The organism is Lentibacillus cibarius (assembly GCF_005887555.1).
Taxonomy (GTDB): Bacteria; Bacillota; Bacilli; order Bacillales; family Amphibacillaceae; genus Lentibacillus; species Lentibacillus cibarius.
In genome coordinates, this window is the sequence record NZ_VCIA01000001.1 from 2,579,517 (window position 1) to 2,596,047 (window position 16,531).

The 16,531-nt window shown below is 42.5% G+C and carries 15 protein-coding genes and 1 rRNA gene; 12 read left to right on the plus strand and 4 right to left on the minus strand.

Translation table 11 applies throughout. From position 1 onward, the window contains the following. Positions 1-52: 52 nt before the first annotated feature. Positions 53-712 carry an SDR family NAD(P)-dependent oxidoreductase gene (locus FFL34_RS12630; RefSeq protein ID WP_138603748.1) on the minus strand — a complete coding sequence of 220 codons (660 nt, stop codon included), beginning with the start codon at positions 710-712 and terminating at the stop codon, positions 53-55. Between the two features lie 90 nt (positions 713-802). Here FFL34_RS12630 and FFL34_RS12635 point away from each other — a divergent pair, with 90 nt between their 5' ends. After that, the gene (locus FFL34_RS12635) at positions 803-1,135 is read left to right on the plus strand and encodes a YfhH family protein (RefSeq protein ID WP_138603749.1); all 333 of its coding nucleotides are present in this window, start codon (positions 803-805) and stop codon (positions 1,133-1,135) included. 106 nt (positions 1,136-1,241) lie between these two features. On the opposite strand, the gene FFL34_RS12640 is transcribed toward FFL34_RS12635, so the two are convergent. Further along, on the minus strand, positions 1,242-2,228 hold the full coding sequence (locus FFL34_RS12640; protein WP_138603750.1) for a metal-dependent hydrolase: 987 nt from the start codon (positions 2,226-2,228) through the stop codon (positions 1,242-1,244). An 85-nt stretch (positions 2,229-2,313) separates the two neighbouring features. Here FFL34_RS12640 and mutY point away from each other — a divergent pair, with 85 nt between their 5' ends. From mutY to FFL34_RS12660, 4 genes are all read left to right on the plus strand, one after another. After that, positions 2,314-3,384, plus strand: coding sequence for an A/G-specific adenine glycosylase (gene mutY / locus FFL34_RS12645; protein ID WP_171046361.1), 1,071 nt, complete (start codon positions 2,314-2,316; stop codon positions 3,382-3,384). Between the two features lie 129 nt (positions 3,385-3,513). Next, entirely contained in the window at positions 3,514-3,690 is a 177-nt protein-coding gene (locus tag FFL34_RS12650) for a gamma-type small acid-soluble spore protein (RefSeq protein WP_138603752.1), read from the plus strand. Positions 3,691-3,969: 279 nt separating this feature from the next. Further along, positions 3,970-4,497, plus strand: a complete 528-nt coding sequence (gene ntdP / locus FFL34_RS12655) for a nucleoside tri-diphosphate phosphatase (RefSeq protein ID WP_138603753.1) — start codon at positions 3,970-3,972, stop codon at positions 4,495-4,497. Between the two features lie 125 nt (positions 4,498-4,622). Next, the gene (locus tag FFL34_RS12660; RefSeq protein WP_138603754.1) at positions 4,623-6,377 is read left to right on the plus strand and encodes an ABC transporter ATP-binding protein; all 1,755 of its coding nucleotides are present in this window, start codon (positions 4,623-4,625) and stop codon (positions 6,375-6,377) included. 197 nt (positions 6,378-6,574) lie between these two features. Here FFL34_RS12660 and FFL34_RS12665 read toward each other — a convergent pair whose 3' ends face one another. Next, positions 6,575-7,870 (minus strand): glutamate-1-semialdehyde 2,1-aminomutase, encoded by a 1,296-nt coding sequence (locus tag FFL34_RS12665; protein ID WP_138603755.1) that lies wholly within the window; start codon positions 7,868-7,870, stop codon positions 6,575-6,577. 206 nt (positions 7,871-8,076) lie between these two features. Here FFL34_RS12665 and FFL34_RS12670 point away from each other — a divergent pair, with 206 nt between their 5' ends. From FFL34_RS12670 to perR, 4 genes are all read left to right on the plus strand, one after another. Next, positions 8,077-8,466 (plus strand): ion channel, encoded by a 390-nt coding sequence (locus FFL34_RS12670; RefSeq protein ID WP_325053275.1) that lies wholly within the window; start codon positions 8,077-8,079, stop codon positions 8,464-8,466. 89 nt (positions 8,467-8,555) lie between these two features. Then, positions 8,556-9,023, plus strand: a complete 468-nt coding sequence (gene bcp / locus FFL34_RS12675) for a thioredoxin-dependent thiol peroxidase (RefSeq protein ID WP_138603756.1) — start codon at positions 8,556-8,558, stop codon at positions 9,021-9,023. 105 nt (positions 9,024-9,128) lie between these two features. After that, positions 9,129-10,079 (plus strand): D-2-hydroxyacid dehydrogenase, encoded by a 951-nt coding sequence (locus FFL34_RS12680; protein WP_138603757.1) that lies wholly within the window; start codon positions 9,129-9,131, stop codon positions 10,077-10,079. Positions 10,080-10,364: 285 nt separating this feature from the next. Continuing rightward, a complete protein-coding gene (gene perR / locus FFL34_RS12685) occupies positions 10,365-10,814 on the plus strand; it encodes a peroxide-responsive transcriptional repressor PerR (RefSeq protein ID WP_138603758.1) in 450 nt (149 codons plus the stop codon). A 123-nt stretch (positions 10,815-10,937) separates the two neighbouring features. On the opposite strand, the gene FFL34_RS12690 is transcribed toward perR, so the two are convergent. Continuing rightward, the gene (locus FFL34_RS12690; RefSeq protein ID WP_138603759.1) at positions 10,938-11,324 is read right to left on the minus strand and encodes a YgzB family protein; all 387 of its coding nucleotides are present in this window, start codon (positions 11,322-11,324) and stop codon (positions 10,938-10,940) included. Positions 11,325-11,677: 353 nt separating this feature from the next. Between FFL34_RS12690 and FFL34_RS12695 the strand changes: the two genes are divergently transcribed. From FFL34_RS12695 to FFL34_RS12705, 3 genes are all read left to right on the plus strand, one after another. Then, entirely contained in the window at positions 11,678-12,541 is an 864-nt protein-coding gene (locus FFL34_RS12695; protein ID WP_138603760.1) for a nucleotidyltransferase-like protein, read from the plus strand. Positions 12,542-12,787: 246 nt separating this feature from the next. Further along, positions 12,788-14,197, plus strand: coding sequence for an ISLre2 family transposase (locus tag FFL34_RS12700; RefSeq protein WP_138601467.1), 1,410 nt, complete (start codon positions 12,788-12,790; stop codon positions 14,195-14,197). A 635-nt stretch (positions 14,198-14,832) separates the two neighbouring features. Continuing rightward, a 16S ribosomal RNA gene (locus FFL34_RS12705) occupies positions 14,833-16,398 on the plus strand. Positions 16,399-16,531: the final 133 nt, after the last annotated feature.

Below are 16,531 nucleotides of genomic sequence, written 5' to 3' on the forward strand. Positions count from 1 at the left end.
ACCTCATCAAATTTGAGGATCCCCGTTTATTCTTAGAAATAAAGTTCCCGCACTACCGGTCAATAACAATTTCATTGCGCCGGTCATCTTGACTAAAGATTTGTTCAGCAACGATTTCGGGTCCTTTTAAACCTGACGGGTCTTCTACATGGGTGGAGTTGTCCCAGAAAGGCGTATTCATCCCGCCCATATAAACAGCTGTAATATCAATAGGGTCATTTGCCCACTCCTGTTGCAGACTTTCGGTAAATCCTTTGACAGCGAATTTACTGGCACAATATATGGACTCATGCACTTTTCCGCGCAGCCCGGCGGTCGAAATGATCGTCAAGATACGACCTTGGCTTTCCCGAATCAATGGCAGGGCAGATTGTATACAAAGCATCGTCCCTCTGACATTGGTGTTTAATGTTTTATCAATATCCTGAATGGAATAGTCTTCTACAGGTCCAAAGATTCCAATGGCAGCATTGTTGATAAATACATCCAGTTCCCCTATTTGCTGAAATGCAATGCTAACAGAAGCGGGTTCCTGCACATCACAAAGGATTACCTCTGCCTGTCCGCCTGCGTTGGAAATTTCGCTTTGAACTAAATGCAGCTTTGTGTCATCGCGCCCAAGTAAGAATGCTTTATATCCATTTTTTGCATATTTTAGTGCGAGTGCTCGGCCGAGTCCGCTTCCAGCCCCGGTAATTGCAATCGTTGACATGTTATTTTCCTCCCAATACAGTGTATTATTATTTTTATTTTCCTAGATAATTGCTAGAATGTAAATAGATAAGGAAGGGAGCTTAAATAAATGGATTTCCGATATAGTGATTATACAGTTGAACAACTAAGAGAAGAAGTAGGCCGGCTGAAAGAAAAGGCACAGAAAGCTGAGCAACTGGGAAATATTAGTGAAGTTGCGATTAATCAACGGAAAATGCAGGTTGCCATTGCCTATACAATGAATCCGGATGATTTTGTTCCGGAGCACATATACGAATTGCAGGGCGATCCCGGGTATAAATTTAAAATTAACTATATAAACGGTGTGTTTGCTTGGGGACACCGTGTCAACTTGCTTGGCGAAGTGTATGAAAAGGAAGAAGCATTACCGATTTCATTATTAGGGGAAAAGGACGACTGAGCGGCTATCGCATACAGAAAAACTAGAGCTGTATGACATACAAAGAACCCGGCTGGATATCCGGGTTCTTTTAAGATTCATGATAAAATGGAGAGCAGGTGATTATTTATATGGGATTATCACCAACATCCAGTTTGCTTTGTAGTTTTTGCTCGGAAAAAATCCATCCAGTGTAGGAATTCAAAATTCGCATATGATCATCGATTTGAACAACGGCAACAAACGGGTAACGTTCATTGGATCGATACCGTAAATCGATAAGGCGAACTTCGGTATAATCGTCAAATGTATTCACTTCCCACCGGTAAACAGGCGAAAATGACAGGAATGCAGCAATATTCTTATCCTGTTTTGCCAGACGGAACAGCTGATTGTCAGGCAGAGGAATCCTTTTAAACTCATCAAGAATTTCAATGTGGCCATCCTCTACGGATCCGACATAAAAGTTGTCTTTTGTTGTAATGGCTACTCGCCATTTATTTTGTTTAATGGTCGGGGAAGTGGCAATTTGTACAATATCCGAAAAATGATCCTGGATTTTTTTGACGATTTCCCGTTTATCCATATACCGTTTAATGTAGTATAGCACAACAACCGCATAAATAATCAGAAACGTATAACCGGGATTAGCGCCAAACATCCACGCAGCTATCCCGCCAATGTGCAGTGTGAAAATATACGGGTCAAATGTATTGATAAACCCAAGTGCGACCCATTTTCTAGTGAAAGGACGATAGGCTTGCGTCCCGTATGCGTTGGGGATATCAACAAGGACATGGATAACCACTGCCAGTGCTGTCCAGGCCCACAAATGTAGCAAATTGGAATCAGGAGCGAGTAAATGAATGATGTTGGCAATTAGTACTCCCCACATAAGAACTGCCGGTATTGAGTGGGTGATACCACGGTGGTGCCGTATATAAACAGCATTATTCCGTAATTTAAGAACTGTATCAAAATCAGGTGCTTGGGAGCCAATGACAGTCCCGGCCAGTACAGCATTAAACAATGCAGGATCTTGCTGTACAGCTGGATCCAAAGTAGCGAGACCGCCGATTGCAATGCCCATCACGATATGGGTTCCTGTATCCATAATTGGAAGTCCTCCTTGAACAGCATGAGTTCATTGGACATACTTACTTATCACATTTTAATTGTAACATAGAGGATGTATCAGAATGACAGATAAAGTATTACAGAATTTCAACACTTCTGCATTTCAGAACGCATTAATTGAATGGTATCATGCCAATAAACGTGATCTGCCATGGCGTGCAGATCAGGATCCATATAAGGTATGGGTATCCGAAATTATGCTACAGCAGACAAAAGTTGACACCGTTATCCCTTATTTTAAACAGTTTATATCTAAATATCCGACGCCACGCGATTTGGCTTATGCAGATCAGCAGGAAGTATTAAAAACATGGGAGGGTCTTGGCTATTATTCCCGCGCACGGAATTTGCAACACGCTATTCAGGAAGTGGTTGCTTCCTATGATGGGAAAGTACCGGATGACCCGAATGAACTTGGGTCCCTTAAAGGAATAGGGCCATATACGAAAGGTGCCATCTTATCGATTGCGTATAACCAACCACAACCAGCAGTAGATGGCAATGTGATGCGTGTTTTATCCCGCGTCCTAAAAATGGATGATGATATTGCAAAAACAAGTGCCAGGAAGAAATTTGAAACATATGCTGCATCGCTTATATCACATGATGATCCCTCGTCTTTCAATCAGGGAATGATGGAGCTGGGGGCGCTCATTTGTACGCCTAAAGAACCAATGTGCATGTTCTGCCCAGTTCAGGATTACTGCCGGGCTTTCCAAGAAGGTGTCCAACAAGCGCTCCCAGTCAAATCAAAGCAGAAAAAACAGAAAGTCGTTCCTTATACCGTTTTACTCATCCAAAACGATAAGGGCCATTATGTGATTGAAAAGCGTCCTGCCGATGGTTTATTAGCAAATATGTGGCAATTCCCAATGGTGCCAACAGCCGAGATTGGAAATGACCATATCGAACAGTGGTTCCATATGGAGTACGGGATAGATATTACAAAGAAGGCCAAAAAAGGTAACCTTAAACATGTATTTACCCACCTCGTCTGGCAACTCGAAATTTATGAAGCGACAACGGCAAGTACAAAAGTGACAGACGAGCGGCTCAAAATAATAAGCGGAGATAAATTGGATGAATATCCATTTCCAGTATCACATCAAAAAATGATGAAATATCTCCGTTAAGTTTAGTTTGCAGTTATGCAAGTAGTTGCGTTATTTCCATTTTATCACTTTTACAGTTAATTTTAACAGCATCTTGAACGGATAGTAAATCAGTACGTGGGCAGATTAATTAACGCGGAGGTGATAGAAATGGCTAAAAACAAACAGCCAAAAGAAACTGTTGCTGGCACTAACGTACAACAAGTAAAACAACAAAACCAGCAGGCAGCACAAGGACAAAGTCAGTACGGTACTGAATTTGCTTCTGAAACAAACGCACAAGAAGTGAAAAAGCAAAACCAAAAGTCAAAGCAAAATAAAAAATAACATCCACCCCAAATTTTAGAGCTTCCTTCTCCAGGGAGCTCTTTTTTGAAAGCTAAGAAAGTATACTTGCAAGTTAAGCCCCAATCGGCTCCGATGCACAGCCGCCACACAGGATGTTGCGTACTTAGTCATTAAGGGTGCTCCCATCTCTGTTGTAACGCTGGAACTGATAATGATATTCGCGAGGTATCTGTCTGAAGTAAGTTTCACTTTATCAATTCCAAGGTTAGGCTTATAATAGGAAGACAACGATTAAAATGGCAGCTAAGGAGCGATAGGATGGCTGGACCAGATGCAGGAACGGCAATACAAATACATAGTTATAAACATAATGGTCAATTGCACCGCGTGTGGGAACGTACGCTTGTATTAAAAAGTACGGATATGGTGATCATTGGGGCGAATGATAAGACAACTGTCAGAGAAGGTGATGGCAGGTCGTGGATAACAAGGGAACCCGCTATCTGTTATTTCCACGCTGAGTATTGGTTCAATATAATTGGTATGCTACGTAATGATGGCATTTATTATTACTGTAATATTAGTTCACCATTCGTTTACGATGAGGAAGCTTTGAAATATATAGATTATGATTTGGATGTAAAAGTTTATCCTGATATGACTTATGATTTATTGGATGAGGATGAATATGTTGAACATAAAAATCAAATGAGTTACCCTGTTGTCCTTGATCGGATTCTTCGGCAGAATGTTGATTATTTACTGAGATGGATTAGACAGCGCCAGGGTCCGTTTGCTCCCGATTTTATCGATCAATGGTACGAACGGTACTTGACATACCGATAAACAGTTCAATTGATTATCGCCTGCCAAAGCCTTATAATGCAGTAAGTGTCATTCTGTTTCCTTGTTACCAATTGTAGCAAGGTTTTTCTTTTTTTACTCAATGTTACTACAAGGAATTGATGTGTATGAGCAATATTAAACAATATTTGCAGTTTGTCCGACCGTATAAATGGAAAATTCTAATAACGGTAATGGTCGGCATCGCCAAATTCGGTATTCCGCTTCTTATGCCACTGATTTTGAGATACGTTATCGACCATATTATTAATGCGAATGACATGACAGATGCTGCAAAACTGGAGCAATTATTCTGGCTTATGGGTGGAGCCTTTGTCATATTTCTGATCATCCGTCCGCCGATAGAATACTTTCGACAATATTTGGCGCAATGGGTAGGCAACACAATCCTTTATGACATCAGGGATAAGCTGTTTGACCACTTACAAAAATTGAGCCTCAGGTTCTATTCTCAGACAAAAACCGGGGAAATTATTTCCCGGGTAATACATGATGTCGAACAGACGAAAACTTTTGTCGTAACTGGAATGATGAACATCTGGCTGGATATGATCACAATTTTAATTGCTATCGTCATTATGTTGACAATGAACGTCAGCCTAACCATTGTCGCCATTATTTTGTTCCCATTCTACGGTTTTTCGGTCAAATTTTTTTACGGCAAACTCAGACGCCTAACACGGGAACGATCCCAGTCACTGGCTGAAGTGCAGGGACATTTGCATGAACGTGTGCAGGGAATTCCGGTGACGAGAAGCTTTGCGCTTGAAGATTATGAACAGGACCAATTCGATTCACGAAATGAGAATTTCCTGCAAAAAGCATTGAACCATACCGACTGGAATGCAAAGACATTCGCGGTGATGAATACAATTACCGATCTCGCGCCATTATTGGTCATTGGGTATGCTGGCTATCAAGTGATTAACGGACACGTCTCTGTTGGTGACATGAGTGCATTCGTCTTGTATATGGAAAAGGTGTACAATCCGCTACGCAGGCTGATTAGTTCTTCCACGGTATTGACACAATCCGTGGCTTCAATTGATCGTGTCTTTGATTTGATGAATGAATCGTATGATATTGTCGATAAACCAAATGCAAAAAAACTAGACCGGGTGGAAGGAAAAATTAATGTAGACCATGTTTCCTTCAAGTATGAGGAAGAGGAAGCAGACGTGTTAAAAGATGTGACGCTTCACGTCGAAAGTGGCGAAACCATCGCGTTTGTCGGTATCAGTGGTGGCGGAAAGTCAACGCTTGTCAGTCTTATTCCCCGTTTCTATGATGTAACCGATGGATCCATTAAGGTAGACGGCACCGATATTCGTGACGTGCAGGCACGATCACTGCGCAACAATATCGGCATGGTATTACAGGATAACATATTGTTCAGTGAATCAATTGCCATGAACATCCGGATGGGGAACCCAGATGCAACAGACGAAGAAGTGAAGGCTGCAGCAAAAGCAGCGAATGCGCATGATTTTATTACAGGGCTACAGTACGGCTATGATACACTTGTCGGCGAACGAGGTGTGAAACTTTCCGGTGGTCAGAAACAACGGATCGCCATTGCCCGTGTATTTCTTAAAAATCCGCCGATCTTAATCTTTGACGAAGCGACATCAGCACTTGATTTAGAAAGTGAGCACATTATTCAGGAAGCAATGGAACGTCTTGCATCAGACCGGACTACCTTCATTGTGGCTCACCGTCTATCTACCATTACACATGCTGATCGGATTGTCGTTATTGAAGGCGGTGAGATTAAGGAAATAGGGTCACACGCTGAACTGATGGAAAGAAAAGGACATTATTATGATCTGTATCAGGTGCAGCATTTGGACGACGATCAGTGATATAGTAACTTGAAAGCAACTATTAGTGAATGTAACTTCAATTTGATACGATGGAAAAACAGCTTTATAAAAAATGCGATAACAAAATAATTTGAATCAAAATAAGGCAAAACACCCTAGAAAGGATGTTTTGCCTTTTGATTATAGAAAAGATACATTAATTGGAGATGAACTCATATCTAATAATGTAAGTCTTATTATTTTGTCGCCATAGCCGCAAATGCTTTTCCAGCTGCATCAATCGTTTGATCAATATCACTTTCAGTATGCTCGGTTGTCAAAAACCATGCTTCGAACTTGGACGGTGCCAGATTAATCCCTTGTTCCAGCATCAGATGGAAGAATTCAGAAAATGCTTCGCCGTCACTGTCTTCAGCTTGTTCGTAGTTTTCAACGTTACCACCACCAAAATAAACGGTCATGGCACCACATACCCTGTTTACAGAAATTGGAATACCTGATTCAGATGCTTTTTGTAAAATGCCTTGTTCCAGTCGCTTGCCAAGTGCGTCTAGTTTTTCGTAGACACCGTCTTCCTGCAGTATTTCCAGGCAAGCAATTCCCGAAGCCATTGAGGCGGGGTTTCCCGCCATTGTTCCTGCCTGATATGCAGGTCCGAGCGGGGCTACCTGTTCCATGATGTCCTGACGACCGCCGTATGCACCGATTGGCAGACCGCCGCCAATAATTTTACCCATGGCTGTCATATCCGGCTCAACACCATAAATCTGCTGTGTGCTACCGTATGTAAATCGGAATGCGGCAATCACTTCATCATAAATGACAAGCGCGCCGGCGTCATGGGTGATATCCTTGACCCCTTGCAGGAATCCTTCACGCGGCTCGACAATGCCGAAATTGCCGACAATCGGTTCGACAAGTACGGCCGCAATCTCATCACCCCAGCGCTCCATTGCTTTTCGGAATGTATCCAGATCATTGAATGGTACCGTAATGACATCTCTGGCAACAGACTGCGGAATCCCAGCAGAATCAGGCGTGCCAAGTGTCGCCGGTCCGGATCCTGCTTCAACTAATACTGAATCGAAATGGCCATGATAACTACCAGAAAACTTGATGACTTTATCACGTCCAGTATAGGCACGGGCGACACGGACCGTTGTCATGACAGCTTCGGTTCCTGAATTGGTAAATCGCACCTTTTCCAGCGATGGGATTGCTTCTTTTAACATTTTAGCAAACCGATTCTCGAGCTTTGTTGGTGTGCCATATAAAACCCCGTTATGAGCGGCATGGCTGATGGCTTCGGCGATATGTGGGTGCGCGTGACCAGTGATAATCGGTCCGTATGCTCCTAGGTAATCAATATATTTATTGCCATCGACATCCCAGAAATAAGCGCCTTTTGCCTGTTCCATGTATACCGGTGTCCCGCCACCGACACCCTTATAGGCGCGTGACGGCGAGTTCACTCCGCCGACAATATGGTTACATGCTTCTTCGTATAATGCCTTTGATGTAGAAAAGTCCATTAAAAATGCCTCCTAAAATGGTTGCATGACTTTATTGCAACTCAATCTGATGATTTCCAGATTCAACTATATCAAAAATGAGAGTGGAATGGCACTTATTCCCTCTCATGAATGGAGTACATGCACAATAAACATTAGTTTTTCTATAAATAGGTGGTAATTAATGGAGTGGATAAGCATAGGATGAGTATAGAGCGAGGGATAGTATGAATCTTATTTCATGGTTGATCATGTCGGCGATTGTTATCATCGTTTTTGTTAGTATTGTTACCTTTGTCCGTAGTGGAAAGCTAAGCAATATGCAAGAAAGCCGGTTTTCCGCAGAAATATTTTATACACTTTTAGTTATCTATCTCATTGTTATTTTTGGCTTCGCATTAATTTATTTCATTTTGTCTATGAATCAAATTTTACTGGTCGAGAATGGCGAACTACGGGAAGTCAGTGTGTTCGGGTCACTCGTTCATTCCATTTACTTTAGTGGTGTTACCTTATTGACAATTGGCTATGGTGACATCACACCGATTGGTATTGGAAGGATAATCGCGCTGATCCAAGCATTAATTGGTTACATTTGCCGGCTGCTTTCGTACTGAAATTGGTGCAATCCAATCACAAAGATAGAGACAGGAATACTGATATGCTATAGTGAACATAATAGAGATTTGGAATGGAGGGATACTACATGCGTACTGTTGTGGGCGAGCAAGCACCGGACTTCACACTGCCGAATCAGAACGGGAAACAAGTAAGCCTGTCTGACTTCCGGGGTCAACATGTCGTTCTCTACTTTTATCCGAAAGACATGACACCCGGCTGTACAAACCAAGCGTGCGATTTTCGTGATGCACAGGAGTCCTTCAGTGAGCTGAATGCGGTTATCATTGGTGTAAGTCCGGACCCTGCCGAGCGCCACCAGAAATTTATTGATAAACATGATTTGCCGTTTATGCTGCTTGCAGATGAGGATCATAAAGTGGCAGCGGATTATGGTGTGTGGAAGTTAAAGAAAAACTTCGGAAAAGAGTTCTACGGCATCGAACGTTCCACTTTCATTATTGATAAAGAGGGCAACTTACAAAAGGAATTCCGTAAAGTAAAAGTCGACGGGCATGTTGAGGAGGCACTCAATTATTTAAGGGAGAATAATTAAAGCAATAAGGCAGTCCATCAATCTTGGGCTGCCTTCTATTTTGATGGAATTTTCAGTTGAAAACGATTACCATAGAGAGTGGATAATAGTTTGGAGGGGATTGGGTTGGTCATTTTATCTTCAGCAAAGATTTCGGAAAAACACCGGAAAACATTGCGCGAACACTACCCGAATGCAACATTTATTTTCTGCAGTAATATGGACGAGGCTAAACATAAAATAAAGCATGCTGAGATTTTGATTACGTTTGGGGAAGACCTTTCTGCCGACATCATCAGTCAGGCAACAAATCTCAAGTGGATTATGGTGATATCAGCCGGTATCGATCAACTGCCGTTCGAGGCAATAAATGAACGAGGCATTCTGGTGACGAATGCTAGAGGAATACATAAAGTCCCGATGGCTGAATATGCAATTTCAATGCTCTTGCAAGTGTATCGTCAGGAGAAACAGCTGATTGAAAACGAAGCAGCCAAAAAGTGGGATCGATCGGTACGCATGAAAGAAATAACCGGTAAAACAATACTTATTGCCGGTACAGGTGCAATAGGCCAGGAAGTAGCGCGACTTGCCAAAGCGTTTCGAATGAAGGTATACGGTGTATCGAGAAGCGGGAGGGATTTGGAGTATTTCGACAAAAATTTTTCCCAAAGTAAAATGGAAACCGTGTTGCCCGAGGTTGATTTCGTCGTCTCTGTGTTGCCGAGTACACCATCAACAAAAGGCTTTTTCACGTATGATCATTTCAAACAGATGCCGAATCATGCCGTGTTTCTAAACATGGGTAGAGGTGATGCGGTCCGTGACGATGACATCATCAGGGCACTCCAGGAAGGTGAGATTGCCCATGCTGTGCTTGACGTGTTTGCAGAAGAACCATTACCGGAAAACGACCCACGCTGGACAATGGAAAATGTTACAGTCACCCCGCACATGTCCGGCATTTCACCACATTACCAAAAACGAGCACTAGAGGTATTTGAGGAGAATCTTAAGGTATATTTACAAAACCGGAATGATTTTGTGAATCGAATCGATGTAACAAAGGGCTATTAGATGTGCGTATTTATACAGAAAAAGGGGACAAGGGAACGACATCTCTGATAGCGGGCAAATGTCTAGCCAAAATGATTTGCGTGTGGAAACTAGTCGCATCCTAATTTAATACTTTAAATGAGCGATTTTAATTATAAAATCGCTCGTTTTTCGTTCAAATTAATATTATTATCACGTTGGAAATATACTTATATTGACAGAACAGCACAAAAACAGGTACACTAATTATAAGAATTATAATATAAGAATATTATTAGATATCAAAAATACGGGAAAGTGGGGTGCATGACGGTGTCTGATGAAAGATTGCAGGAAGCGATTAATACACTAAAAGAATCTGGTGTGCGTATAACACCACAACGTCATGCGGTTCTTGAATACCTTCTTCATTCAACGATTCACCCAACAGCTGATGACATATATAAAGCCCTCGAGAGCAAATTCCCAAATATGAGTGTTGCCACTGTATATAATAACTTACGTGTGCTTCGCGAAACCGGGCTTGTTCGTGAATTGACGTATGGTGATTCATCAAGCCGTTATGACTACAATTCAAGTGAACATTATCATATCATTTGTGAAGTGTGCGGGAAAATTGAGGACTTTCATTATCCAATACTGGATGAAGTAGAGTCATTGGCAGAACAGGTTACCGGTTTTGATGTGAGTCATCACCGAATGGAAATTTACGGTACTTGTGAAAGCTGCCAAAAAACTGAAACAGCGAAACATTGATGAAAAAGACTTAAAAAAATCCAGCTCCTATTAGGGTGCTGGATTTTTTATGTTTAGCGGAAAACTATATGCGCTGGATCCATAATAAAGGACGCTCTTACCGGTTTTGCCGAAACAATCAAATCACCGCTTTTTGTTCGACTTTGCTTGTTTCCGGTATTTCCGTTTATTGTATTTCTCATCGAATTCCATACCTTCCAAATCCTTATCAAGCGTTAACGGCTGTTTACAATGCATGCAAGCATCAACACGGCCCAACATTTTTGTCGGTTTTTCACAGTTTGGGCAAACGATTGAAACAGCCTTGGTAGATAACATGCCAATCCAGAAATAAACAACACAGCTTAGTAGTATAAATAAGATTCCGATTAGAAATAAGATCAGCATCAGCCATTCAATTTTTTTAGCCAGCAGCCCACCGTACATAATAGCAAAACCGACAAAAATTAAAATAAGCGCAAAAGAACGGATCTTATTTATTTTGCTGGAATAAACCAGATTTTCAGCCATTTATATGTCCTCCTTGTAATCCTTCACACGTCAGTATAGCACATTTTGGATTATTATAATAAAGCAAAAACGCTATTCTCCCTCATTGAATGATCGTTGAATAGAATTAAATCTATATAAGCGGTTGATCGACCATTGCATTTTTGATTTAATCAGATGCTTGAAGTGGTGTTCTTACTGTCTGATAATGCAGGGTGAAATTTTTTACCGTTACGTATGTCTGTGGAAAATAAACTTTACGAACATAAAACATGATATTAGTCATGATTTATCTAAACGATTTTTAAGTTTAAAAAAGGATTTCTCCTAATCATAACGAAATAGATAGTATTCAACGTAATGGAGGAAGTTAAATGAAAGAATTATTCAAACCAATTTATCAAGAACAAATAAACGATGCCAATACATTGGGTATCATTTTAATTGAGAAGACGAAACCGGACAGTTCAATTACCGATAATTTTGATGTGATTATGCTTGTTATTGTAAAAGCGTCAAATACCGATCATCACGAAAAACATTACGAATTCAATAACAAAACCGCAGCAATGCTTACCTTGACCGAGAACTCACTTAATAAATGGATTGATACTAATGGGAATCGAAAATCTGTAGAGTGGATATTTGCCGGTAAGGTTGTTTTTGATCGTGATGGATACATTTCAAAATTGAAAGACCAGTTAAGAAGGTTTCCACATGAAAAAAGAGATTTACGCAAAGCAATGGAGTTCGGCGAGTTGCTCAAAAGTTATAGTGAAGCTAGGGATCTTTATATGTCCGAACAATATAAAGATGCTTTTAGTAGAATGGTTCGTACCCTTCATTATCTTGCCAGGCTTGCATTAGTCGAAAAAGGATATCACCCTGAAGTAACACTGTGGAATCAGGTGAAGAAAATAGATCCTGAAATATATAAACTGTACGATGAATTAATTGAAAGTGATGAACCTATAGCCAAGCGGGTACAGCTGATGATGCTAGCTGCCGACTTTGTGATTAGCAGAAGAGCAAAGGTATCAGCAAAACATCTATTGGAGATAATGGAAGAAAAAAGCTCATGGTCTTATGAAGAGCTAAAAAATCATTCTAAAATAGCTTCCTATGTATTTGGCTTAACGGCAATACTTCATTATTTAACGGAGAAAGGCATACTGGCAGTGGAGAAAGAGGAAACAAAGGTTGGTGGTGTTTATTTACGAAGGTATCATGTAAACTGAGCTAGAGAAACCGGTAGCCGGATTTTAAAAAGCGTGTAAATTAGTGCTTCCGCTTGCCGGTTCTCCTGATTCTGATATGTTTTTTTCTTTTGTTGCTGATTGTATAGTGATCTATTTAGTTTGTTTAAAATATGTGTAAAATAATTCTCGGGGCCACCTGAGGCAATTTTCTAGTCAAAAAAGAGAAGGCACTCTATCATAAATGTATGCTTTGACGGGCAAATACATTTCGAAAGAGGCCTTCTCATGGAAACTATTATATCAAGATTATACGCATTAATAAAGGAAACAAACAACTTAGTTGATTTGGAAGAAAGCATTCGACTCTATATGTATGAGGTGTTTGCTTCCCAGATGGGGGAAGTGTTCACACAGATTAATAAGGTGATTAAAGCTGAGAAACAGAAGTTGGGCTGGACTGTCGAGCGTGAAGATTGGAAAACGGTTCAATTCACGTTTGGGGCAGTTCGTTTTCGGCATACATTAATGCATGACCTGAAAGGTGATTCTCACTATCCCTTTGATGAGTGGGCTGGTCTTCGGAAAAGTCAACGATACAGTCCCCTGACGGAGGTAAAAGTGGCTGAATTGGCTAGTGAGAGCACGTATCGTGCATCAGTCCAAACTTTGAAGGAATGGACCCCCGTAACGATGAGTCATCAAACAGTCGGGAGTATCGTGAAGCGTGTTGGAGATGCGCAGTCCCAGGCTGATGTGGAACTGGCGGCTGAACTGGAGGAAGCAGCGTCCCTTCCGGAGGGAAAAGAAGTTGACTATTTATATACAGAGGCAGATGGCGTTTTTGTCCGTTCTACAAAGAAAAAGAAAAGCCATGAGGTCCGGCATGCGATTATGCATGAAGGCTGGGTCAAAAATGGCAAACGGGTCTCACTCAGCAATCAACACGTAATCATGACAACGAAGCCGACTGATGACTTTTGGAAAGAGGTGCAGTCATATGCGGCCCATGGTTATTCGCTGGAGAATACGCAGGTTGTGACAAATAGTGATGGCGGGCAGGGCTACACAGCTGAACGGTTCCAGGAAGCCTTTTCCCAGTCCCGTTATCCCGTGTTGAATCAACTTGACGCTTACCATGTAGCTCAGGCGTTAAATCGGGCATTAGGCGGTGAAAAGAGTGAATTTAAGGACGGGATAAGAAAAGCGTTAAAACAACACGATTGGCAACAGTTCATACTTTGGCTGGATACATACGAAAGTACCCTGGAAAACGCAAAACAGGTAGAAAAGGTAAACGGTTTTCGAACTTACATTCAGCACAATTGGGATCGTATTTTTGACTGGCGTGAGAAAGTGGAAGACCCGCCAGAAGACGCACGAGGCTTAGGGGCTATGGAATCCAATCAGCGTCGCGTTTCTTTCCGGATGAAAAGACGGGGGATGCATTGGAGCGTAGAAGGCAGTGAAGCTATGGTGAAAGTAAAACAGGGTATCCTCAATAACACGTTGCGGGATGTTTATCTCACATCCCAAAAACGAAGCGCACGCAAGCAGCGAGACGTTGAAAAGACCGTTCGCATGACGGAGTATTTGAATCAGCCAACACGCCCATCGATTGGCGCAAAAGAAGGTTCCATCAGTTTATATACAGCCCATTCATCAGCGATAGGAAACTTGATGAAGAGTTTTAGGTAATACCCTGCATGTTTTTGTCAGGTTCCGGGTTTTGGAACGTGACGAAAACATGCAGGCCACCAAGCGACAGCGCGGTAGCCGGAAAACGTGTACAAAAATAGAGTGCCAAATATATTGGTGTGACAACCACATCGAGAAAAGATTGACACATACTGTTTAAAAAAGTTGTTGACTAGTGATTATATACATGGTACATTTATATCCGTCGCAAAAATTCATATCGAATTTAGCCGACAAAAATTTTATAGATTTTCCCTTGATTAACAAAGGGAGCCATGTTATATTAGTAACCGTCGCTTTAAGGAGCACCACAAACACTTTTTAAAAAATAAAAAAGTTATTGACTTTGCTTCTACAAGGTGATATATTAATAAAGTCGCTTTTTCAACAAAACAAATTAAATAAATCAATTGTTGACATCAACATGATTATTTGTTAAACTGAAAAAGTTGATTTGGCAAAAAAGTCAATTAAGTTCGCTCTTTGAAAACTGAACAAAACAGCCAGTATGACAAAAGATGTCAGAGGTAAGAAGTTGGAAATTAAATCATTTGATTTAATGAAGATTTCAATCCCTGGAATCAATTTTAAAGCTAAGACATGAAGACTGATTGGCGTCAGTCTTATCACAAACTTTTTTTGAGAGTTTGATCTTGGCTCAGGACGAACGCTGGCGGCGTGCCTAATACATGCAAGTCGAGCGCGGGAAGCAGGCAATTGCCCTTCGGGGCATGCGCCTGTGGAACGAGCGGCGGACGGGTGAGTAACACGTGGGCAACCTACCTATAAGATCGGGATAACTCGCGGAAACGTGAGCTAATACCGGATGATACTTTTTCTCGCATGGGAGAAAGCTAAAAGGCGGCTTTTAGCTGCCACTTACAAATGGGCCCGCGGCGCATTAGTTAGTTGGTGAGGTAAAAGCTCACCAAGGCGACGATGCGTAGCCGACCTGAGAGGGTGATCGGCCACACTGGGACTGAGACACGGCCCAGACTCCTACGGGAGGCAGCAGTAGGGAATCTTCCGCAATGGACGAAAGTCTGACGGAGCAACGCCGCGTGAGTGATGAAGGTCTTCGGATCGTAAAACTCTGTTGCCAGGGAAGAACAAGCATTGTTCGAATAGGGCGATGCCTTGACGGTACCTGACCAGAAAGCCCCGGCTAACTACGTGCCAGCAGCCGCGGTAATACGTAGGGGGCAAGCGTTGTCCGGAATTATTGGGCGTAAAGCGCGCGCAGGCGGTCTTTTAAGTCTGATGTGAAATCTCGTGGCTTAACCGCGAGCGGTCATTGGAAACTGGGAGGCTTGAGTGCAGAAGAGGAGAGTGGAATTCCACGTGTAGCGGTGAAATGCGTAGAGATGTGGAGGAACACCAGTGGCGAAGGCGACTCTCTGGTCTGTAACTGACGCTGAGGCGCGAAAGCGTGGGTAGCGAACAGGATTAGATACCCTGGTAGTCCACGCCGTAAACGTTGAGTGCTAGGTGTTAGGGGGTTTCCGCCCCTTTGTGCTGAAGTTAACGCATTAAGCACTCCGCCTGGGGAGTACGGCCGCAAGGCTGAAACTCAAAAGAATTGACGGGGGCCCGCACAAGCGGTGGAGCATGTGGTTTAATTCGAAGCAACGCGAAGAACCTTACCAGGTCTTGACATCCTCTGACAGCGGTAGAGATACCGTGTTCCCTTCGGGGACAGAGTGACAGGTGGTGCATGGTTGTCGTCAGCTCGTGTCGTGAGATGTTGGGTTAAGTCCCGTAACGAGCGCAACCCTTGATCTTAGTTGCCAGCATTCAGTTGGGCACTCTAAGGTGACTGCCGGTGACAAACCGGAGGAAGGCGGGGATGACGTCAAATCATCATGCCCCTTATGACCTGGGCTACACACGTGCTACAATGGATGGAACAAAGGGAAGCGAATCCGTGAGGTGAAGCAAATCCCATAAAACCATTCTCAGTTCGGATTGCAGGCTGCAACTCGCCTGTATGAAGCCGGAATCGCTAGTAATCGCGGATCAGCATGCCGCGGTGAATACGTTCCCGGGCCTTGTACACACCGCCCGTCACACCACGAGAGTTGGCAACACCCGAAGTCGGTGAGGTAACCATTTGGAGCCAGCCGCCGAAGGTGGGGCCAATGATTGGGGTGAAGTCGTAACAAGGTAGCCGTATCGGAAGGTGCGGCTGGATCACCTCCTTTCTAAGGAATGCAATAAACGGAAGCTTCTCGTCATCGATATACTATCGGTAGGCATTGAAGTTAAATTATAAAAGTCATACTCGGTTGTTTGGTTCAGTTTTGAGGGAGTGAACCCTCATTGTAGCCCACCATA